At 63.7% G+C, this 20096-nt stretch carries 18 protein-coding genes and 2 pseudogenes; 12 read left to right on the top strand and 8 right to left on the bottom strand.

The features are described 5' to 3' along the window. Positions 1-34 precede the first annotated feature (34 nt). Entirely contained in the window at positions 35-502 is a 468-nt protein-coding gene (locus AC1RT2_RS07010) for a hypothetical protein (RefSeq protein ID WP_493100622.1), read from the bottom strand. A gap of 60 nt (positions 503-562) precedes the next feature. Then, a complete protein-coding gene (locus AC1RT2_RS07005) occupies positions 563-778 on the bottom strand; it encodes a hypothetical protein (RefSeq protein WP_493100621.1) in 216 nt (71 codons plus the stop codon). 103 nt (positions 779-881) lie between these two features. Between AC1RT2_RS07005 and AC1RT2_RS07000 the strand changes: the two genes are divergently transcribed. After that, positions 882-1799: a LysR substrate-binding domain-containing protein gene (locus AC1RT2_RS07000; RefSeq protein WP_069059486.1), complete on the top strand. Its 918-nt coding sequence runs from the start codon at positions 882-884 to the stop codon at positions 1797-1799. Here the strand turns inward: AC1RT2_RS07000 and AC1RT2_RS06995 are convergent. Then, complete coding sequence (locus AC1RT2_RS06995; protein ID WP_493100620.1) at positions 1783-2442, bottom strand: glutathione S-transferase family protein; 660 nt, start codon at positions 2440-2442, stop codon at positions 1783-1785. The genes AC1RT2_RS07000 and AC1RT2_RS06995 overlap by 17 nt on opposite strands. Before the next feature lie 263 nt (positions 2443-2705). Between AC1RT2_RS06995 and AC1RT2_RS06990 the strand changes: the two genes are divergently transcribed. The 3 genes from AC1RT2_RS06990 (at position 2706) to AC1RT2_RS06980 (ending at position 5054) form a co-directional block, all read left to right on the top strand. Further along, positions 2706-3077, top strand: coding sequence for a hypothetical protein (locus AC1RT2_RS06990; protein ID WP_493100619.1), 372 nt, complete (start codon positions 2706-2708; stop codon positions 3075-3077). Positions 3078-3142: 65 nt separating this feature from the next. Next, on the top strand, positions 3143-4531 hold the full coding sequence (locus AC1RT2_RS06985; RefSeq protein ID WP_493100618.1) for a PepSY-associated TM helix domain-containing protein: 1389 nt from the start codon (positions 3143-3145) through the stop codon (positions 4529-4531). Positions 4532-4553: 22 nt separating this feature from the next. Further along, positions 4554-5054 carry a copper chaperone PCu(A)C gene (locus tag AC1RT2_RS06980; protein ID WP_493100616.1) on the top strand — a complete coding sequence of 167 codons (501 nt, stop codon included), beginning with the start codon at positions 4554-4556 and terminating at the stop codon, positions 5052-5054. Between the two features lie 99 nt (positions 5055-5153). On the opposite strand, the gene AC1RT2_RS06975 is transcribed toward AC1RT2_RS06980, so the two are convergent. Further along, on the bottom strand, positions 5154-6524 hold the full coding sequence (locus tag AC1RT2_RS06975; protein ID WP_493100614.1) for a TIGR03808 family TAT-translocated repetitive protein: 1371 nt from the start codon (positions 6522-6524) through the stop codon (positions 5154-5156). Between the two features lie 233 nt (positions 6525-6757). Between AC1RT2_RS06975 and AC1RT2_RS06970 the strand changes: the two genes are divergently transcribed. The 6 genes and pseudogenes from AC1RT2_RS06970 (at position 6758) to AC1RT2_RS06945 (ending at position 13685) form a co-directional block, all read left to right on the top strand. Beyond that, on the top strand, positions 6758-9058 hold the full coding sequence (locus tag AC1RT2_RS06970) for a putative bifunctional diguanylate cyclase/phosphodiesterase (protein WP_493100612.1): 2301 nt from the start codon (positions 6758-6760) through the stop codon (positions 9056-9058). A gap of 371 nt (positions 9059-9429) precedes the next feature. Continuing rightward, positions 9430-9579 (top strand): annotated as a pseudogene (locus AC1RT2_RS06965) (transposase); the annotation flags it as partial. A 108-nt stretch (positions 9580-9687) separates the two neighbouring features. Beyond that, entirely contained in the window at positions 9688-10134 is a 447-nt protein-coding gene (locus AC1RT2_RS06960; RefSeq protein ID WP_069059479.1) for a MarR family winged helix-turn-helix transcriptional regulator, read from the top strand. A gap of 94 nt (positions 10135-10228) precedes the next feature. Beyond that, entirely contained in the window at positions 10229-10666 is a 438-nt protein-coding gene (locus AC1RT2_RS06955) for a VOC family protein (protein ID WP_493100610.1), read from the top strand. 63 nt (positions 10667-10729) lie between these two features. After that, entirely contained in the window at positions 10730-11740 is a 1011-nt protein-coding gene (locus tag AC1RT2_RS06950) for a ligase-associated DNA damage response exonuclease (protein WP_493100608.1), read from the top strand. A gap of 319 nt (positions 11741-12059) precedes the next feature. Further along, positions 12060-13685, top strand: coding sequence for a cisplatin damage response ATP-dependent DNA ligase (locus AC1RT2_RS06945; RefSeq protein WP_493100606.1), 1626 nt, complete (start codon positions 12060-12062; stop codon positions 13683-13685). 6 nt (positions 13686-13691) lie between these two features. On the opposite strand, the gene AC1RT2_RS06940 is transcribed toward AC1RT2_RS06945, so the two are convergent. Then, entirely contained in the window at positions 13692-13937 is a 246-nt protein-coding gene (locus AC1RT2_RS06940; protein ID WP_493100604.1) for a hypothetical protein, read from the bottom strand. Positions 13938-14077: 140 nt separating this feature from the next. On the opposite strand from AC1RT2_RS06940, the gene AC1RT2_RS06935 reads away from it, so the two are divergent. Beyond that, positions 14078-14767 (top strand): hypothetical protein, encoded by a 690-nt coding sequence (locus AC1RT2_RS06935; protein ID WP_493100602.1) that lies wholly within the window; start codon positions 14078-14080, stop codon positions 14765-14767. A 147-nt stretch (positions 14768-14914) separates the two neighbouring features. Beyond that, positions 14915-15426: pseudogene (locus AC1RT2_RS06930) on the top strand (transposase); the annotation flags it as partial. 21 nt (positions 15427-15447) lie between these two features. Here AC1RT2_RS06930 and AC1RT2_RS06925 read toward each other — a convergent pair. The 3 genes from AC1RT2_RS06925 to AC1RT2_RS06915 form a co-directional block, all read right to left on the bottom strand. Beyond that, positions 15448-16407: a glutathione S-transferase family protein gene (locus tag AC1RT2_RS06925; RefSeq protein WP_493100600.1), complete on the bottom strand. Its 960-nt coding sequence runs from the start codon at positions 16405-16407 to the stop codon at positions 15448-15450. Positions 16408-16500: 93 nt separating this feature from the next. Then, positions 16501-18633 (bottom strand): methylmalonyl-CoA mutase, encoded by a 2133-nt coding sequence (gene scpA, locus AC1RT2_RS06920; RefSeq protein WP_493100598.1) that lies wholly within the window; start codon positions 18631-18633, stop codon positions 16501-16503. Further along, positions 18630-20027 (bottom strand): methylmalonyl-CoA mutase family protein, encoded by a 1398-nt coding sequence (locus AC1RT2_RS06915; RefSeq protein WP_493100596.1) that lies wholly within the window; start codon positions 20025-20027, stop codon positions 18630-18632. Before AC1RT2_RS06915 ends, scpA begins: the two co-directional genes overlap by 4 nt. Between the last annotated feature and the right edge of the window lie 69 nt (positions 20028-20096).

The raw sequence follows: 20096 nt of genomic DNA, 5'->3' as shown, positions 1-20096 counted from the left end.
CGCTGGGCGAGCTCAATTCGTTTCTATGCAGACGTTAAGGAGGAGAGATGCAGGCGATAACGGCCTTGATGTTCACAGCCGCAGTGCTGGAGAAATCGATCGTGTTCAGCACAAGCTGCGAGCCGCAATTTGCGAGTGTACCTGTCAATGCGTTTACGGATAGAGGCCGCGTTGGCGAGGCGACTTTTTCATAGGCGTGAACATAGTTACCGGTCCTGTGAACGTCCGTCCAATCGAACGCATAAAGGCCCCTTTGTGCAAACTCGTCGAAGGCCCCCTGTCTGGGCATACCGTGCGGATAACTCACTTGGGATGTTAGGGGAAGGAGTTGCACCCATTCTTCGATATCCAGAAACGGGCCGTATGCCTTTGATAACGCAATGACCGGAACAGGCGCGATGCCGGCCGTTATGAATACACCCAGATTGCCCACGCCGTCGGATGCCAGCCAGAAGCAGTCTATCTGGCTCGGGTATTCGTTTGGTTCGTTTTTCTCTCCCATACCCGGCATCAATGATCATGCGTTGTAAAACATCAAGAGGCGCCGGTTGGAACGGGTATGTTAGAGCGAAGACATCCTGTGCAGAGAGGTAGAGACGGTGCCGTCAGCGCAGATTGTCTGCGCCCGGAAGAGGCCGAAAGGCAGGTCGCCGAGCGCGCGCGAATCCATCGTCTCGATATCGGGATGGGAGAGCGGATCGCGCATCCAGACGGGCGCGTCCGCTGCATCAGCCTCGGCCCTGAGGGCTTCGGCGAACCTGGAGAAAATCTTGAGCATTGCCTTCTCCTTGCGGTGCGTTACCATTGTCGATGCCTGATAATCGCGCCGAAAGGCAAATTCCGCAATCGAGTAGTTCAAGACCAGATTATAGAAAAGCTATATGAAAAATCTCAATCGCATCCATCTCAACGGTCTGCGCGCGTTGGAAGCGGTAGGGCGGCTCGGCTCGCTCCAGGCGGCGGCGGAAGAGCTCGGCGTCACGGTCGGCGCGGTCAGCCAGCAGATCATCAAGGCGGAGGAGCAGCTTGGCCGGGCGATCTTCGACCGCACCGCCCGCGGCCTGCAGCAGACGGCCTTCGGCACGCCGTTCCTTTCGCGCCTCTCCGCCGCCTTTCGCCAGCTCTCCGAGGCGGTCGCGACCACCCAGCGCCGTGACGATGCGATCCTGACCATTTCCGTAGCACCCATCTTCGCCTCGCGCTGGCTCATCCACCGCATCGACCGGTTTGCCGCCGCCCATCCCGATATCAGCCTGCGCATCGAGGCGACGACGACGCTGGTCGATCTCGCGCGCTCCGACGTCGATCTCGGCATTCGCGTCGGCCCCGGCACGTGGCCGGATGTCACGGCGGAGTTTTTGCTGCCGCAGGTCATGTTCCCGGTCTGCGCGCCGGCGCTGGCGGAAAGAATCAAGACCCCGCAGGATCTCGCCGAGCAGCCGGCGGTGGTCGATGGCAACGATGCCTTCACCTGGGAGCGCTGGCTCAAGGCGGCAGGCCTCGCCATCGCGCCGCCGAAGGCGCGGCATGTGTTTTCCGACGCCTCGCTCTGCCTGGATGCGGCGCTCGCCGGACAGGGGGTACTGCTCGCCTGGCCGGTGTTGGCTTCCTGGGCGCTGAAGGAGGGGCGGCTGGTCGCGCCGTTCCCCATCCGCGTGGAGACCGGCATGGGCTATTATTTCGTGACGGCCCCGGGCATGCCGGAGCCGCGCAAGGTCTCGCTCTTCAAGCGATGGCTGCGCGCGGCCATCGCCGAAGATGAGGATGGTTTTGCCGGCGCGGTCATTCCAGCTCGGTAAGCCGCGTCGCCATCATTGCCTTGAAGGCCGGGCGTGACTGGCAGGCATCGAGCCATGCCTTGACGTTGGGCGCCGCTTCGAAAAGTTCCGGCTGGCTCATCGCATAGCGGAAAACCTCCGCAACATTGAGATCGGCAACGGTGAAGCGGTCGCCGACGACATGGCCGGTCGCGGCAAGATGCCGGTCGAAACGCTTGAAACACTTTTTCAGCGCCTTGGTCGACGCACGGATCGTCAGCCGCCCCTGTTCGGTTTCGGCCGCCCGCGTATCGAGTGCCAAAATGATCTTCACGGCGTGCGGCTCCACCTCCGTCGCCGCCCACATCGTCCATTCCAGCATCTGCGCCTCTTCCGTCACCGTCTGGCCGGCGAGCGGGCCGCCATGCTTGCGGGCGAGATAGAGGTTGATGGCGAGCGATTCCGTCATCACGAAGCCGCCATCGTCGATGCAGGGGATAAGGCCGGTCGGATTGACGGCCAGAAAATCCGGCGACTGGGTGTTGATGGGCGCATCGGCCGCCAGCGGATCGTCGACGCGGCGCGCCTGCACGATCGGAACCGAGACGAAGGCCACGCCAAGCTCGCCGGCGAGCCAATAGTTGCGCGACGCGCGGGAGCGATAGACGCCGTAAATGGTGAGCATGGATCCTCCAGGGGGCAAATCCGCTTTCGCCGGGACTTGCGCAAGAACAAAGAGCCGGGCCATGTTTGCCGTTAGAGAAAGACGAAACTGCCGGGCGCGGCCGCCACAATAGGGGGCGGTCGGGTGAAGTGGTAGAGCGCCGGCCTGATCGATCGATGAATTGTCGTGATGGCAGGCCCGCTTGTCGCATTGACCTTCCACCGGCATAGGTCTAAGGGCGAAATGTCCGCAAATGCGGATGGGGACGATCGATGACACGAGGCATGACACGCTGGGCCGCCTGCCTGCGCATTCTTTGCGCAGTCGCCCTGCTGTTTGTCGGTTTTGCCCACCAACCCGCCTCGGCCACGCAGCCGACCGCGCTCGAGCTTGTGCAGTACACGCTGCCGGATGGAACGCTGCCGGACCTCTGCCTCGATGGCAGCGTCGACGGCAAGACCAGGCATGTCATGCCGATCAAATGCGAGGCCTGCCGCATCGGCAGTGCCATGCTGATGCCGGCGCCGGACGATCTCGACGGCGCCGTTCTTGCCTTCCGCCATGTCTCAGCCCTGCCGCTCGCCGAAGAGGCGCTGCGTTCCAGGCGCGAGCGGCCCGGCTCGCCGCCGCGCGCGCCGCCCTTCCTGTCCGTCTGATGTTCTGAGCCTGCGCGGCGGCATGCCGTCGCGCGCCTGAAATCCAGCCTGACGGGACTTTTTGCATGTCCGTAGTTTTTGATGCGCCGGCCGCTGCCGCCGCCGAACCTTCCGCGCTTGCGCAGCGCCTCTACCGCGCCATCTGGCGCTGGCACTTCTTCGCCGGCCTTCTCGCCGTGCCCTTCATGATCAGCCTCGCCATCACCGGCGGGCTCTACCTCTTCAACGACGAGATCGACGCCAGCCTCTTCCGCTACCGCAACTATGTGACGGTCGGCAGCGCGGAACTTGCCCCCTCCGTCATCGCGGAGAAGGCGGTCAGCGCCGTGCCGGGCGCAAAGTTCTCCACCTACCGCACCCCGGCGGGTGCCGACCGGTCCGCGCGGGTGACGGTCTCGACGGAGGCCGGCAAGGTGCTCGTCTTCGTCAATCCCTATACGGGGAACGTACTCGACACGGTGGGCGCGGCAGAAGAATTCAACCAGGTCGTCGAGGACCTGCACAGCCTCGATTATTTCGGCACCTCCTGGGAGCGCATCATCGAAGTGGTCGCCGGTTTCGCCATCGTTCTGACGCTGACCGGCATCTATCTCTGGTGGCCGCGCAACCAGACCGGCGGCGTCGTCAGCGTGCGCGGCACGCCGGCGCGGCGCGTCTTCTGGCGCGATCTGCATGCCGTCACCGGCATTTTCGCCAGCGTGGTCATCCTGTTCCTCGCCTTCAGCGGCCTCTTATGGTCCGGCTTCTGGGGGGCCAAGGTCAACGCGACCCTGACCGCGAACGGCATGGGCTATCCGGTCGAGCTTTGGGACCGGGTGCCGCATTCCATGCTGGTGACGACGGATGTGCTGCCGAAGGCCTCCTGGCTGATGGAAAGCGCCCCGGTGCCGGAATCGACCGTCCCGACCGATGGCCAGACCGCGCTGCCGCCGATCGGCCTCGACAATGCCGTGACGATCGCCAATGCCGCCGGCATGCTGCCGGGCTACGACCTGTCGCCACCGTCAGGCGAGACCGGCGTCTACACCGCGGCAATCTTTCCGGCCGACATGGACTACGAGCGCACGATCCATATCGACCAGTATACCGGCGAGCGCCTCGTCGACACCGCCTTTGCCGACTATCCGGCGACGGGCAAGCTGATCGAATGGGGCATCAACGTGCACAAAGGGCAGGAATGGGGGCTCTTCAACCAGCTCCTCATGCTGTCCACCTGTTTCGTCGTCATCGCGATGAGCGTCTCGGCCGTCGTCATGTGGTGGAAGCGCCGTCCGAAGGGCCGCATCGGCGTGCCGCCGGCGCCCCGCGAAACCCGCATCTATCTCGGCCTGTGGGCGATCGCCGCCGTCTTTGGTGTGCTCTTCCCGCTGACCGGCCTCACCATCCTCGCCATGATCGTCCTCGATCAAGGCGTCATCCGCTTCGTGCCGCCGCTGCGGCGCATCTTCTCCTGATCGTAACCGAAAGGACTTTTCCATGAACCGCATTCTCGCAACCGCCCTTGCGCTGGCGCTTTCCGCCTCCGCTGCCTTCGCCCATGATTTCAAGGCCGGCACCCTCGAAGTCCACCACCCGGCCTCCAAGGCGACGCTGCCCGGCCAGCCCGTCGGCGGAGGCTTCATGACCATCACCAATACCGGTACGGACCCCGACCGGCTGGTCTCGATCACCGCGCCGGACGTTTCCGACGACGTGCAGATCCACGAAATGGCGGTGGAAAACGACGTCATGAAGATGCGCCAGCTGCCGGACGGCATCGAAATCCCGGCCGGCGCCAAGCTGGAACTCAAGTCCGGCGGCCTGCACATCATGTTCATGCGCATCAAGCACCCCTTCAAGGAGGGCGAAACCTTCAAGGCGACGCTGAATTTCGAAAAGGCGGGAAAACTCGACGTGGACTTCAAGATCGAAAGCGCGAAGCCCAACGCAAAGCAGGGCGAGGGCGCCTCCGGCAACCACGAGGGCCATGGCGGCTGAAAAAGCGGATGAGGGAGCGATGCGGAAGGCTGCTCCCTCATCCACCATGGCACCTCCCCGTTCGGGCAAGAAGGAGAGGTGCATGCGAAGGGGCGGTGTTTAGCCCGACCGGTTCCGTTCGATCGTCAGGTGTGCGTAGTCGGAAGACTCCTTGGCGAGGTCGCCCGTTGTGCGTTTCTTCCAGCGGTAGCCGGCAATGGCCGCCTCCGGTGTGTCTTCGAAGATGTTGCCGGTGATGAGGGCGGATCCCGCCTCCTCGACGACCGTCACCATGCAGCCGACCGGGCTATTGCGCACCAGGTTGCCGCTGACGACGAGGCCGCGCATGAAGGGGCCCCAGCCGAGTGCCAGCCCCCATTTCGGCGCGTTCTCGATTGTGTTGCCGGAGACGACGGTGTCGGCCTCCACCGCGATGCCGAAGCCGAAGCCGGCGCCGTCATGCACATAGGGCCCCTCGAGCTTGAGGTTGCGCACGACATTGCCGGTGACGGTGGCGAGCCTGCCGCCCTCGTTGAAGTTGACGATGAGGATGCCGTTGGCGGCCCCGTCGATCAGGTTGCCGTTGACGATCGCGCCCTCGAAGCCGAATTCCGAGTAGATCGCCGTCTCGCCGCTGTCGAGGCAGGTATTGCCTGATATCTGCACATTAGACCCGGCATTGGAGCGGATGGCGGAGAAGGCGCAGCCGGAGACGTGGTTGTTGGTAATCATCACGTCGTCGGCGCGAAAAATGTTGATGCCGTTGCCGTACTGGCCGGTGCCGCCCTGGGTGGCGGCGATGCGCGCGATGCGGTTGCCGGAGACGATGGTGCCATCGCTGCCCTTCTGCCAGCGATGGATCAGGATGCCGCCATTGCCGCAATCGAAGACCTGGTTGCCGGTGACGAAGAGATCGTGGCTGTCGACGGCGTAGAGCGCGTATTCGGCGGCACCCGACAGCCGGTTGCGTTCGATGCGGCCGCCGGAGCGTTCCAGGCTGACGGCGGTCTTCGAGGAGCCCTGGATCTCGCAGTTCTCGATCGTCACATTGGCGACATTGCTGAGATGCACGAGGCCCTGGACGGTATCGTCGAGCCAGCGGTTGGCCCCGTCGATGACGAGATTGGCAAGTTCCACGCGCGCAAGTCCGTCGGCGGCGAAGAGATGGCCGTCGCCGCCATAGATGATGCGGGTGGCGCCCGGCACGCCGGTGATGCGCGCATTGTCGGGCAGCGTGATGTTGGAGATGACATAATCGCCCGGCGGCAGGAAGACCGGCAGGTTTTTAGCGGCCGCTTCCTTGATGAGCTTGGCGAAGGCCTTGCTCTTGCGGTCGCCGGCACCCGGCCGGATGCCGTGGGCCGAGGCATCGATACTGCCCCGTAAATCGACATCGATGATCGGCAGCCGCGGCGTCTGGGCAAGCGCAGGGGTGGCGATGCCTGCCGCGCCAAGACCAAGAGCCGAGAGAAACAACCGTCTGCTAACCATGATAACTCCTAGTCCGTCAAGGAGCAGGAACCGTGCCAGTTGCTTCCGTACCGAAACGGAACAATTTGGGTGATGCCCGCTGCGGTTGCCGATCCTGTGCCTCAAACGCCGGATCGGCGGCATTTCGCCGGTTTCCTTTAGGGTTGGATAACGACTCTAGGTGTACCTTCGGGCGTTCGGGAGAGGCGGCGGCCCGCAGTGTCCTTCCTTGCCCTAGAAAATTGCAGGGGTTCATGTCGACGCACTTGTCTCACCTTGGCAATGACGACGCCGATGCGACGGCGCGTCTGATGTCCGCCAGCCAGCGCCTCATGAGCGAGGCGGCGCGGCTCTTTCCGCTGGCCGCCGCTCAGAACGAGCGCACGATCTGGCTCGAAGCCATGATCGACGAGGTGCCGGACTACCTCTACTTCAAGGACCGGAACGGCCGTTTCGTCGTCGCCAACCGGGCAATCGTCAGCGACAACCGGCGCGACGGCCTGGACAGCCTGGAAGGTCTTTCCGATTTCGATATCCACCCCGAGCCCGTCGCCCGCGGCTTCTTCGAGACCGAGCAGGAGATCATCCGCACCGGACGCCCGATGCTCGACATGGAAGAGCTGATCCGCGATTCCAGGGGCAACCTCAAATGGCTTCTCACCTCGAAACTGCCGGTGCGCGACGGCGCCGGCGCGGTGATCGGCCTTGTCGGCATCGCCCGCGACATTACCGAGCGCAAGCGGTCCGAGAGCCTGCATCTCGGCCAGGCACATCTCCTGAAGATGATCGCGCTCGGCGCGCCGCTGGTCGAGGTCTTCTCCTCCCTCATCCTGCTGATCGAAGCGCATGTGCCTGACGTCACCGGCTCGATCCTGACACTTGCACCCGATGGCAAACGCATCGTCAACGGTGCCGCCCCCAATCTCGATCCCGCCTATTGCATGCTGATCGAGGGCCTCGAGATCGGCCCGGCCGTGGGCTCCTGCGGCACCGCCATGTGGCGCGGCGAGCCGGTCATCGTGTCCGATATCGAGACCGATCCGCTTTGGGCGGACTACAAGGCGTTCGTCCTGCCCTACGGCTTCCGGGCCTGCTGGTCGTCGCCGATCGCCTCCTACCAGGGCAAGGTGCTCGGCTCGTTTGCGCTCTATTCCCGCCACCGCGGCGAGCCCTCCGCCGAATGCATGAAGCTCGTCGGCATGGCGACGCACATTGCCGGCATCGCCATCGAGCGCAAGGAGGCGGAAGACAACATCCAGTACATGGCGCACCACGATGCGCTGACCGGCTTGCCGAACCGCAGCATGCTCGACGAGCGCGTCGCCTCCGCCATCGAGTCGGCCGACGACCGCGGCGGCACGATGACGCTCGCCTTCATCGACCTCGACAATTTCAAGCTGGTCAATGACAGCCTCGGCCACCATGCGGGCGACGAACTGCTGAAGATCGTCGCGGCCCGCATGCTGCGCTGCGTGCGCGCCTCCGACAGCATCGTGCGCCTTGGCGGCGATGAATTCGTCGTGCTCATCAACGGCGCGATGCGCCGGGGCGAGACGGTGGACGACCGGTTGCGCGCCGTGCGTGAAGCGATCGCCGAGCCAGTGGAAATCGAGGGCCGTTCCTTCCAGGTCACCTGTAGCATGGGGGTCGCCGCCTATCCGGAGCACGGTCGTAACGTCACGGAACTGCTGGCCCGCGCCGATGTCGCCATGTACCGCGCCAAGGAGATCGGCCGCGACGCCATACAGGTCTTCACCGCGGAAATGGCCACCCACGCCTCTGAAAAGCTGGAGCGGCAGGAAGAATTGCGCCGCGCGCTCGCCCAGCAGGAGCTTTTCCTGCAGTACCAGCCGCAGATGGATCTCGCGACCGGCCGCATCTTCGCCGTCGAGGCCCTCATCCGCTGGCGCCATCCCGAACGCGGGCTGGTCGCGCCGGGCGATTTCATTCCGCTGGCCGAAGAGACCGGCCTGATCGGCCCGATCGGCGACTGGACGCTGCGCGCCGCCTGCCGGCAGAACAAGGCCTGGCAGGTGTCCGGCCTGCCGCCCATCGTCGTCAGCGTCAATGTCTCCGCGCGCCAGTTCCAGGAAAAGGACTGGGTGGAGCGTGTTGCCGCGGCCCTTGAGGAAAGCGGGCTTGAGGCGCGCTATCTCGAGCTGGAACTGACCGAGAGCATGATCATGCAGGATGTGCAGCAGGCGGTGGAGACCATGCACCGGCTGGAAAAGCTCGGCGTGCACCTTGCCATCGACGATTTCGGCACCGGCTATTCCAGCCTTGCTTCGTTGAAACGCTTCCCGGTCGGCCGCCTGAAGATCGACCGTTCCTTCGTGCAGGATCTGCCGGATGACGGTGACGATGCGGCAATCGCCCGTGCCGTCATTTCACTCGCCCATTCGCTCCAGCTTCGCGTGATCGCCGAAGGGGTGGAGACCCGCGAGCAGATCGACTTCCTGCGCGAAGCCGGCTGCGATGAAATCCAGGGTTACTACCTCTCCAGGCCGATCGACGCCCGTGCTCTCCAGGCGATCCTCTGCATTCCGAACCTCTAGGCCGCGAACCCCTAGAGATTGGTTGGGCGCCACTGGCCTTAAGATTCTGGGCTCCAATCGTCCTGCCGTTTTAACCACGGCTGACCAACTGCGACGCGTGTTGCTGACCATCCTGGGGGAAGGCTGGCTATCTCATCAAGGTCAGGGTGGCGATTTACGACCTCTGACATAGCGACCACTAGCTCCATCGCCATGTTAGCCGGTGCCCCGTCCATAAATCCCCATGAATGGTCATCTTCATAGTGCGTTGCGACGAGAACCGGCTGCCCCTCGATCACCGAGCGACAGGTAATGCAGGCAACGTTCGGTGCTTGATCAAACTTCCAACTCATGCCCTATCTTATCCCACCGATGTCTGATTCAGGCTCCTCATCAGCCGCTATGACCTGACTGACTTCGCATGGCGCGTGATCAAGCCGCTCCTGCACAACAAACCGAGCGGAGTTCCGCGCGTCAATGACCGTCGCGTGCTGAACGGTATCTTCTGGGTGCTCCGTTCTGGAGCGCCATGGCGCGACTTGGCCTCAATACGCCTGTGGTTGCGCGCTTATGAGTGTACGGCCTAATAATTCCTGCAGTCCCGCACGTTGCTTCTTGACATTGTTATGTTGATATCAACAGTAAGAAGCATGTCTGATGAAGTCCTGATTCCCTACGAAACGACGCTGTTCGTGCGTGACCATTGCCTGTGCCTGCATGCCCAGCGTGCGGCCCGCGCCCTGGCACGCCGCTTCGACGATGCGTTGCGCCCGCTCGGCCTCACCAACGGCCAGTTCTCGCTTTTGATGTCGCTGAACCGCCCCGCGCCGCCGCCGATGGGACCGGTCGCGAACCTGCTCGCCATGGACCGCACCACGCTGACGGCAGCGCTCAAGCCGCTCGAACGGCGGGGGCTCGTGCGTGTCGAGGCCGACCCCCGAGACCGCCGAGGCCGCCTCCTGCGCCTGACGGAGGAGGGCCGCAGCCTGCTGACCCAGGCCTTCCCGATCTGGAAGGAAACGCACGAAAAGGTCGATGCCCAGCTTTCTGCCGTCGACATGAAGGCGCTACGCGCCGGCATGCTGGCGATTGCCTAGCGGCCGCCGACGGTCGTCAGCAGAATGCCGGGGACGCACATCCCACCATTGGCATTCCGGTTTTCACGGTTCGCAGACTTTCGGAGATTGAAACATGGCGATCAAGCGGATGGACAATGTCGGGATCGTCGTCGAGGACCTCGATGCGACGATCGACTTCTTTCGCGAGCTCGGCCTTGAGCTCGAAGGGCGGGCCATGATCGAGGGGGAATGGGCAGGGCGTGTCACGGGACTGGGCGATCAGCATGTCGAGATCGCCATGATGCGCACGCCCGACGGCCATAGCCGGCTCGAGCTTTCCCGCTTCCTCCGGCCGGCCGTCGTCGCCGATCACCGCAACGCCCCTGTCAATGCGCTTGGCTATCTCCGCGTCATGTTCGCCGTGGACGACCTCGACGAGACGCTGGAACGGGTTCGCCCGCGCGGCGCGGCACTCGTCGGCGACGTCGTCGACTACGAAGGCGTCTATCGGCTCTGCTATATCCGTGGCCCCGAAGGGCTTCTCATCGGGCTCGCCCAGGAACTGCGCTGAAGCGGCACCGCAAACGACGCCACCCCTCTGGCAGAGTGCGGCAAAGCCGCTATCTTCTCCGTCATGAAGCCCGATCAGCTCCTCAAGCCGGCGCCCGCCGGTCTTTATTGCCCTGCCGGCGATTTCTACATCGACCCCGTCCGCCCCGTGGCGCGGGCGCTGATCACGCATGGCCATTCGGATCATGCCCGTGCCGGCCATGGCGCCGTGCTGGCGACGCGTGAGACGCTCGACATCATGGCGATCCGTTATGGCGAGGATTTCTGCGGCACCATGCAGGCGGCCGCCTTCGGCGAGCGCATTGATCTCAACGGCGTCACCGTCTCGTTTCATCCGGCGGGCCATGTGCTCGGCTCCGCGCAGATCGCGGTGGAGAAGGATGGCCTGCGCATCGTCGCCTCGGGCGACTACAAACGCGGTGCGGACCCGACCTGCGCCGCCTACGAGCCCGTCCCCTGCGATGTCTTCATCACCGAGGCGACCTTCGGCCTGCCGGTCTTCCATCATCCGGAACCCAAGGCCGAGATGGGCAAGCTGCTGACCTCGCTGAGGCAGTTTCCCGAGCGCAGCCATCTCGTGGGCGCGTATTCGCTTGGCAAGTCGCAGCGCGTCATCCGCCTGCTGCGCGATTGCGGCTATGACGCGCCGATCTATATCCATGGCTCGCTGGCGCGGCTCTGCGACTACTATATCAGCCGTGGCATCGACCTCGGCGATCTGCGTCCCGCCACGCTGGAGAAGGGCGACCCGACGGATTTCCGCGGTGCCGTCATCGTCGGCCCGCCGTCGGCCTTCGCCGACCGCTGGGCGCGCCGCTTCAACGAACCGCTCATCGCCTTCGCCTCCGGCTGGATGATGGTGCGCCAGCGCGCCAAGCAGGGCGGCGTCGAACTGCCGCTCGTCATTTCCGACCATTGCGATTGGCCCGAACTCACCGAGACGATCCGCGAACTGGCGCCAAGCGAGGTGTGGGTGACGCACGGCCGCGAGGAGGCGCTGGTGCGCTGGTGCGAGCTAGCCGGCGTGCCGGCCAAGCCGTTGCATCTCGTCGGCTATGAGGATGAGGGGGATTGATGATGCCACCTGTTCTTCTCACCCGCTCGTTAGGTGCATCTTTTACCGGAACTGCGAGAGGCCGAGTGAATTTACGACCAGCCGGCCTGCTCCTTTACCCTCCCCTTGAGGGGGAGGGTCGGAGCGAAGCTCCGGGGTGGGGTGATGCAACCTCTCCGCAAGCCTCGCCCGCGCGGATGCGGGTCACCCCCACCCGCCGCTTTGCGGCGACCTCCCCCCTCAAGGGGGAGGTGGGAGTCTGCCGCTCTGACCGCGCACCTCTGCCAGCACAATTCGCGCGGAAAGGATCAAAGCTTAGGACGCCGGGAAGGCCTTCACCATGAGAGCCTTCGCCACACTGCTCGACCGTCTCGTCCTCACCCCCTCGCGCAACGGCAAGCTCAAACTGCTCGCCGACTATTTTCGCGACACACCCGATCCCGACCGCGGCTACGGCCTTGCCGCGATCGCCGGCACGCTCGACCTGAAGAGCGTCAAACCGGCGCTGCTGCGCGAACTCGTGCTGGAGCGCATGGACGAGGTGCTGTTTCGCTACTCCTACGACTATGTCGGCGACCTCGCCGAGACGATCGCGCTCGTCTGGGACCAGGAGCGCAAGGAGCGCGTGCCCGACGAGGCGCAGCCGCGGCTGAGTAGCGTCGTCACCCGCATGAACGCGCTCGGCCGCACCGAGGTGCGCACCGCCGTGCGCGATCTGCTCGACCGGCTGGATCCCTCCGCCCGCTTCGCCTTCATCAAGCTGGCGACCGGGGGCCTGCGCATCGGCGTGTCAGCGCGGCTTGCCAAGCAGGCGCTTGCCGAATTCTCCGGCATGGATGTCACCGAGATCGAGACGCTGTGGCACGGTCTGGCGCCGCCTTACGAACCGCTCTTCGCCTGGCTGGAAGGGCGCACCGAGCGACCGGTGCTGGCGACGCCCGCGATCTTCCATTCCGTCATGCTCGCCAATCCGGTGGGCGAGGGCGACCTCGACACTCTCGACCCCGCCGATTTCGCCGCCGAATGGAAATGGGACGGCATTCGTGTGCAGATGTCGTCGGCAGGCGCGACGCGTCGCCTCTACTCCCGCTCCGGCGATGACATTTCCGCCGCCTTCCCGGATGTGCTCGACGCGATCAATTTCGAGGGCGTGGTGGACGGCGAGCTGCTCGTCGGCGGCACCGCCCGCACCAACAGCCCCACGCGCACCTTTTCCGACCTTCAGCAACGCCTGAACCGCAAGACGGTGAACGCGAAGATTCTGGACGAATACCCCGCCTTCGTGCGCGCCTATGACGTGCTGTTCGACGGCGAGGCGGACGTGCGGCCGGAAACCTTCGTGGCGCGCCGTGCCCGGCTGACCCATCTCATCGAGACGGCGCCGCACGACCGGTTCGACCTGTCGCCGCTCGTGTCCTTCGGCTCCTGGGAGGAGCTGGAAACGATCCGCCGCGAGCCGCCGGACCCGGTGATCGAGGGCGTGATGATCAAGCGCCTCGACAGCCCCTACCAGGCCGGCCGCATGAAGGGCCCCTGGTTCAAGTGGAAGCGCGATCCCTACAATGTCGATGCCGTGATGATGTACGCCCAGCGCGGTCACGGCAAACGCTCCAGCTACTATTCTGACTTCACCTTCGGTGTGTGGACGCAAGGCCCGGACGGCGACGTGCTGGTGCCCGTCGGCAAGGCCTATTTCGGCTTCACCGATGCCGAGCTCGAAGTGCTCGACCGCTATGTGCGCAACAACACGACGGAACGCTTCGGCCCGGTGCGGGCTGTCCGAGCGGAGCCCGCCTTCGGTTTCGTACTGGAAGTTGCCTTCGAGGGTATCAACCGCTCCACCCGCCACAAATCCGGTGTCGCCATGCGCTTCCCCCGCATCGCGCGCCTCAGGCAGGACAAGCTGCCCGCCGATGCCGACCGGCTGGAAACGCTGATGGCGATGGTGGAGGCGAAGGAGGTTTGACGGTTTTTACCGCGAGCGAAACCAGGCGATGAGCTTCCACGCTGCGATTGCTGCCGATACGACGAGCACGGTGAACGAGGCAAGGGTCGTTGTGAGCAGCGTCTCGCCATAACCGGAGAAGGGGCTATTGCACTGGAAGCCGCCGAATCCGAAGGCGCAATGGCGCTGCTGTATCGTGTTGGAGACATTGAGAACGACAGTCGAAATCGCCGCCGCCGCGATGCTGATATAGGGGAAGGACCGGGCACTCATCGGCCGACCATTCCGTATCCCATGCACATGGTCAAGGTGGCGGGCTGAGAGCCCGTCCGAGAATTGGGGATCATTGACTGAACGGGACTTGTCTTACGCTTTGATGGCAATACAACCATTCAACATCATGGTGATTAACGGTGGGGCCATTGATTGGTTTGTTGGCGATAGCTCTATTTCTCATTACCGTGATTGGCGGCATTATCACCTGTTTTGTTATAGTGGTGCGCAAATTATGGAAAATGACGCGACCCAATCAAGCAGCATTGCGTGGCCTTATTATCATATGCGCTTTGGGCGTGATTGCGTCGCCATACGTTATGTTAAAGCTCTGGGAGCGATCACAGGTGCTAGCCCGGGTACCAATGCCTTTAGTGGTTTCGGAGATTGAATATCGGCTGGAAGAGTCGTGGGGCATCGGTGGTCCCGGCGATAATGAAACTGGCTTTGTTGTCTATCGGCTTACTGACGCGAGCGCTGAATGGGCAAGAGGCCAAAGGGATGGTTTAACATCCGCGCTAAATGGTTCTAGCAAATCGTGGCGAGCAACTCCCATTGATTACGCCAATGACGAGCGGGCGTTCCGCGAATGGTCTCCAAAAGAGTGGGGTAAGCAGCTTGCATCCGGCAAAAATGTCGAGCCGCGTATCCCAACGCTGCTAGAATATTTGGGAAAATATGGCTTTGATATTCCTATTGAATCTGGAAAAGTTATCGAGGCAAATGAAGCGATACAATCGTCCGGCTCCTTCTATAAATATGGAAGGGGCGGGAGCGTCACCATTATCGATCCGAAAAGAGGTAAGGTTTATTTCGCCTATGCCGGGTGAACACGGTTTTCGTGCAGCTGACTATTAGGACAGCCCGAGCATCAGGGTTGAGTGATCGGGCCGATGATGTTTCCAAGGAGGTGTCTGAAGCCTGAATGGAAGCGCCATGTGGAACCCGACCACCCGGCGACATTATAGTCGCAAACGGACCGCGAACGAGCTGGTCGAGAGGCCTCCCCGAGCACCGCAGTCCTCGCAGCCAGAGCGTCAAGACCACTGAGAGCGGTGGTCGGCGTGGCTATGACGCGGGCAAGAAGATCAAGGGTCGCAAGCGACAGGCGATGGTGGACATGGATGGTCGCGCATTGGTGCTCAATCCCCAGCCCGCAGACATTCAGGACCGCGACGGAGCGGTCCCGGTCTTACAGGTATCGCGAAAGTTCTTCCCGTTCGTCGAAAAAGCGTTTGCCGATATGGGATACTCGGGTGACAGGCCGCAGAATGCCACGATTGTCGATGTCGAGATCGTCCGCAAGCCCAAGGATCAGGTCGGCTTTGCGGTTCATCCCAAACCCTGGATCGTCGAGCGCTTCTTCGCTCGGATCAGCCGAAACCGGCCGCTCTGGAAAGATCCGGAAGCGACCATCAAGTCCGCCGAAGCCTTTCTCTACACGGCATCCATCATGACCATGGTGAGGCGGATTGCGCGAAAATCATGAATTCTCGGACGGACTCTAAGGTTACAGCCCCAGCGCCGAGAGATCTGGCCCGACCGGCACGATGCGGTTCGGGTTGAGTGATTTGATCGAATAATAGCCGTGTTTGATATGATCGATGCTGACCGTGTCGCGCACGCCCGGCAGGTCGAGCACACGCTTCGTGTAGGCCGAGAGTGCCGGATAGTCGTCCAGCCGCTGGCGGTTGCACTTGAACAGGCCGTAATAGGCGGCGTCGAAACGGATGAGCGTGACGAAGAGGCGGATATCGGCCTCGGTGAATGTGCTCCCGGTGAGGAACGGCCCGCCGGCGGCAAGGCGTGTCTCCAGCTCGTCCAGCATGGCGAAGACGCCATGGAAGGCTTCTTCATAGGCGGCCTGCGTGGTGGCGAAGCCGGTGCGGTAGACGCCATTGTTGAGCGACGGGTAGATGCGCTCGTTGAGGGCATCGATGTCGCTGCGCAGGGCTTCCGGGTAGAGATCGACGCTTTCGTCAGCCAATGCGCCAAACCCGCTGTTCAGCATGCGCACGATATCGGCGGATTCGTTGTTGACGATCGTCTTGCGTTCCTTGTCCCAGAGCACCGGCACGGTAGCGCGGCCGGTGAAGGTGGCATCGGCGCTAGTGTAGATCTCGTGCATGTAGGTCGCGCCGTTGAGATCGTCGCGGTTGGCGCCGGGATAGTCGCCGAAACGCCAGCCCTGGTCGGACAATGCCGGCTCGACGATGGAGACGGAGATGGCGTCGTCAAGCTTCTTCAGCTTGCGGGTGATCAGCGTGCGCGACGCCCAGGGGCAGATCAGCGCGACATAGAGGTGATAACGCCCGGCTGCCGCGGCAAAACCGCCTTCGCCCGTCGGGCCTGCGCTGCCGTCCGGCGTCACCCAGTTGCGAAAACTCGACACCTGGCGCACGAAGCCGCCCTTGGCGTCCGTCGCCTGAACGGGCTGCCAGTCTTCCGTCCACTTGCCATTGACCAGCATCGGGTAACCTCACATCGGTTGATTGTGACCCCGACCTACCGCCCGCGCGCGAAAACGGCAATTCGCGCGGCAATTGACACAGCGTTCACAAACTCAAGCCATCAGCCGGTCGATCAGCGCCGAGGCGGCATCCGCAATCACCGTGCCGGGCGGGAAGATCGCGTCGGCACCGGCCTGTTCCAGGGCTGGAAAATCCTGCGGCGGGATGACGCCGCCGACGGCGATCAGCATGTCGCGTGCGCCACGCTTGATCAGCGCGGCTTTCAGTTCCGGCACCAGCGTCAGGTGGCCGGCGGCAAGCGACGAGGCGCCGACGATATGCGCGCCCTCGCGGATCGCCAGCTCTGCCACCTCTTCCGGCGTCTGGAACATGGCGCCGACGATGACATTGAAGCCGAGGTCCGCAAAGGCGGTGGCGATGACCTTCTGGCCGCGGTCGTGCCCATCCTGCCCCATCTTGGCGACGAGGATGGAGGGCTTTTCGCGCCGGAGCTTTTCGAAGGCGGCGACCTTGTCGATAGCCGTGTTGAAGGCCCGGTCGTTGGCGCCCATCTCCTTGCGGTAGACGCCGGAGATTGTGCGGATTTCCGCGACATGGCGGCCGAAGGCCTTTTCCAGCGCATAGGCGATCTCGCCGACTGTCGCCCGGGCGCGGGCGGCCTTCACCGCGAACTCCAGAAGATTGCCGTCGCCGCTTTTCGCCACGTCCGTCAACGCATCCAGCGCGCTTTCGGCGGCTGCCGTGTCGCGCGTGCCCTTCAGCTGCTGGAGTTTCGAGAGCTGGCGAGCGCGCACCTCGGAATTGTCGACCTTCAGCACGTCCACCTCGATGTCGCGCTCCGGCCGTGAGAAGTTGACGCCGACGACGGTCTGCTGGCCGCTGTCGATGCGGGCCTGCGTGCGGGCCGCGGCCTCCTCGATCCGGAGCTTGGGAATGCCCTTCTCGATGGCCTTCGCCATGCCGCCGAGCGCCTCCACCTCCTCGATATGCGAGAGCGCGCGGGCGGCGAGATCGTGCGTTAGCCGCTCGACATAGGCCGAACCGCCCCAGGGATCGATGATGCGCGTCGTGCCGCTTTCCTTCTGCAGCAGGATCTGCGTGTTGCGGGCGATGCGGGCGGAATGGTCGGTCGGCAGCGCCAGCGCCTCGTCGAAGGAATTGGTGTGCAGCGACTGCGTATGCCCCTGCGTCGCCGCCATCGCCTCCACCATGGTGCGCATGACATTGTTCATTGGGTCCTGCGCGGTCAGCGACCAGCCGGAGGTCTGGCAATGGGTGCGCAATGCCAGCGAACGGGCGTCCTTTGGGGAAAAGTTCGTCTTCATCAGGGCTGCCCAGATCAGGCGCGCGGCGCGCATCTTGGCGACTTCCATGAAGAAGTTCATGCCGATCGCCCAGAAGAACGAAAGGCGCGGCGCGAAGGTGTCGATGTCGAGCCCGGCGGCGACACCGGCGCGGGCATATTCGATGCCGTCGGCGATGGTGTAGGCGAGTTCCAGGTCCGCCGTCGCCCCCGCTTCCTGCATGTGATAGCCGGAAATCGAGATGGAGTTGAACTTCGGCATGCGCCGGCTGGTATAGCTGAAGATATCGGAGATGATGCGCATCGAGGGCTGCGGCGGGTAGATATAGGTGTTGCGGACCATGAACTCCTTGAGAATGTCGTTCTGGATGGTCCCGGACAGCTTGTCCTCGGAAACGCCCTGTTCCTCCGCCGCGACGATGAACAGGGCCATGATCGGCAGCACCGCGCCGTTCATGGTCATGGAGACGCTCATCTCGTCGAGCGGAATGCCGTCGAAGAGCTGCTGCATGTCGAGAATGGAATCGATCGCCACGCCCGCCATGCCGACATCACCAGCCACGCGTGGATGGTCGCTGTCATAGCCGCGGTGGGTGGCGAGGTCGAAGGCGACGGACAGGCCCTTCTGGCCGGAGGCGAGGTTGCGCCGGTAAAAGGCGTTCGATTCTTCCGCCGTCGAGAAGCCGGCATATTGCCGGATCGTCCAGGGCTGCTGGACATACATCGTGGGGTAGGGGCCGCGCAGATAGGGCGCTACACCCGGCCAGGTATCGAGATAGGACAGGCCGGCCAGATCCGCCGCGCCATAGGCGCCGCTGACGGCAATGCCCTCCGGGGTCAGCCATGCGGCCTCGCCGGTCGGGGCAGCCGGCGCGGCTGGCTTCGACCAGGTGATGGTGGAGAAGTCGGGGATCCGGCTCATGCCGCCACCTCCGCAAAATCGGCGAGAAGAACGGGCGACAGGCCCGTGTTTTGGTCAGGCGCAAGCGGCCCGAGCAGCGTGAATGTCCGCTCGTCCTTCAGCGGGAACAGCGTCGTGCCGACGATCGGCTTCACCGAGCGCTGAAGGCGTGCCGCCTCCACCATGGCCTTTATCTCTCCCGAGGCGATGGCAGTGGAAAGCCCGCCCTTCTGCTCGATGCCGGCAAAAACTTCCCAGGCCTTTTCGGCCAGCGCGTCGGTCAGTGCCTCGATGCCGCCGGCGCCCGCGGCGGGGTCGGCGACATGGGCGAGGTTGCTTTCGGTGATCAGCACGACCTGCGTGTTGCGGGCGATGCGGCGGGCGAAGGGGTCCGGTATGCCGAGCGCCAGCGTGTGCGGCAGCACGGTGATCTCGTCCGCACCCGCGGTGCCGGCGGAAAAGACGGCGATGGTGTTGCGTAGGATGTTGGTTTCCGGGTCGCGTTTGGTCAGCATGCGCCAGCTCGTCTCGGCGTGGAGATGCGCAGGCTTCGGCTCCGAGATGCCGCAGGCGGCCTGCATCTTCGCGTGGATCAGCCGCGCGGCGCGGAATTTCGCGATGGTGAGGAACTGGTCCTGGTCGGCGCATAGCGACAGCGAGGTCATGGCGAAAACCGCCTCCGGTGCCATGCCGGCGGCATCGAACAGGCGGAGGTTTTCCGCAAGTGCTGCCGCGACGATGGCAAGTTCCAGCGCTTCGCCGGCCCCGGCATTGTGGGCGAGCCGCCCATCGGCATTCAAAACCGTTCCGGAAAAACCAAAGCCGATCAACGTTTTGGCGAGCGCGGCGGACTCTCCTGTTTCACCGTAAGTGCCGCTAAGCGCGGAGGTGAAGGGATCGAGCCCGAAATGCACAGGCGCCTTCTCTGCGCCCGCGTCCTCAAGCGCGTGGGCGAGCGTCGTCGCCAGCGCCCGGTCCGCGAAACCGGCTTCGAGGCGGAGCGAGAAGGGCGCTGCGGCGCGCGCGGCGGCGGTCTTGCGGAAGGCGGTTTCGCTGCCGGCCGCAATGCCCGCGCCATGGGCGGCGGCGCTGCCCTGAAAGGTGAGGGCGATGCCGGTGGCACCATTTTCGAGGTCGTCGGCCATCTGGGCGCGGGCGCGAGAAAGATCCGCGTCGTCGCGGCGCTGGTTGACGGTCCAGGCGTCGCCGGCATGGGGCGTCGCGGCGTGGCTGTGGGCAAGCGGGAGGGCACCGTCGCGGCGCGTGTAGATCGGCTGGATTTCGAGGCCGTCATCGCTGCGGGAGATGAGCGTCGCGTCGAAGTCTGCGCCCTTCAGCGCCTTCTCCGCCAGCTTGCGCCAGCCTGCCTCGTCGACGGGCGCAAAGCCAGCGTCCTTCAAGATACTCGCGTCCATCCCGTCGCGTACTCCGTTTTCCGGCATTTCTATCCATCCGGGATACAGCGTAAAGCGCCACTTTGGTAG

The sequence above is a fragment of the Shinella sp. GW821-FHT11G07 genome (assembly GCF_058808115.1).
Note: the sequence above shows the minus strand (reverse complement) of the source record. Positions and strands in the feature narration are given on the sequence as shown.

Coding starts and splice junctions, on each gene's coding strand:
- AC1RT2_RS07010 (WP_493100622.1), bottom strand. CDS start 502: ATGGGAGAGAAAAACGAACCAAACGAATACCCGAGCCAGATAGACTGC.
- AC1RT2_RS07005 (WP_493100621.1), bottom strand. CDS start 778: ATGCTCAAGATTTTCTCCAGGTTCGCCGAAGCCCTCAGGGCCGAGGCT.
- AC1RT2_RS07000 (WP_069059486.1), top strand. CDS start 882: ATGAAAAATCTCAATCGCATCCATCTCAACGGTCTGCGCGCGTTGGAA.
- AC1RT2_RS06995 (WP_493100620.1), bottom strand. CDS start 2,442: ATGCTCACCATTTACGGCGTCTATCGCTCCCGCGCGTCGCGCAACTAT.
- AC1RT2_RS06990 (WP_493100619.1), top strand. CDS start 2,706: ATGACACGCTGGGCCGCCTGCCTGCGCATTCTTTGCGCAGTCGCCCTG.
- AC1RT2_RS06985 (WP_493100618.1), top strand. CDS start 3,143: ATGTCCGTAGTTTTTGATGCGCCGGCCGCTGCCGCCGCCGAACCTTCC.
- AC1RT2_RS06980 (WP_493100616.1), top strand. CDS start 4,554: ATGAACCGCATTCTCGCAACCGCCCTTGCGCTGGCGCTTTCCGCCTCC.
- AC1RT2_RS06975 (WP_493100614.1), bottom strand. CDS start 6,524: ATGGTTAGCAGACGGTTGTTTCTCTCGGCTCTTGGTCTTGGCGCGGCA.
- AC1RT2_RS06970 (WP_493100612.1), top strand. CDS start 6,758: ATGTCGACGCACTTGTCTCACCTTGGCAATGACGACGCCGATGCGACG.
- AC1RT2_RS06960 (WP_069059479.1), top strand. CDS start 9,688: ATGTCTGATGAAGTCCTGATTCCCTACGAAACGACGCTGTTCGTGCGT.
- AC1RT2_RS06955 (WP_493100610.1), top strand. CDS start 10,229: ATGGCGATCAAGCGGATGGACAATGTCGGGATCGTCGTCGAGGACCTC.
- AC1RT2_RS06950 (WP_493100608.1), top strand. CDS start 10,730: ATGAAGCCCGATCAGCTCCTCAAGCCGGCGCCCGCCGGTCTTTATTGC.
- AC1RT2_RS06945 (WP_493100606.1), top strand. CDS start 12,060: ATGAGAGCCTTCGCCACACTGCTCGACCGTCTCGTCCTCACCCCCTCG.
- AC1RT2_RS06940 (WP_493100604.1), bottom strand. CDS start 13,937: ATGAGTGCCCGGTCCTTCCCCTATATCAGCATCGCGGCGGCGGCGATT.
- AC1RT2_RS06925 (WP_493100600.1), bottom strand. CDS start 16,407: ATGCTGGTCAATGGCAAGTGGACGGAAGACTGGCAGCCCGTTCAGGCG.
- scpA (WP_493100598.1), bottom strand. CDS start 18,633: ATGAGCCGGATCCCCGACTTCTCCACCATCACCTGGTCGAAGCCAGCC.
- AC1RT2_RS06915 (WP_493100596.1), bottom strand. CDS start 20,027: ATGGACGCGAGTATCTTGAAGGACGCTGGCTTTGCGCCCGTCGACGAG.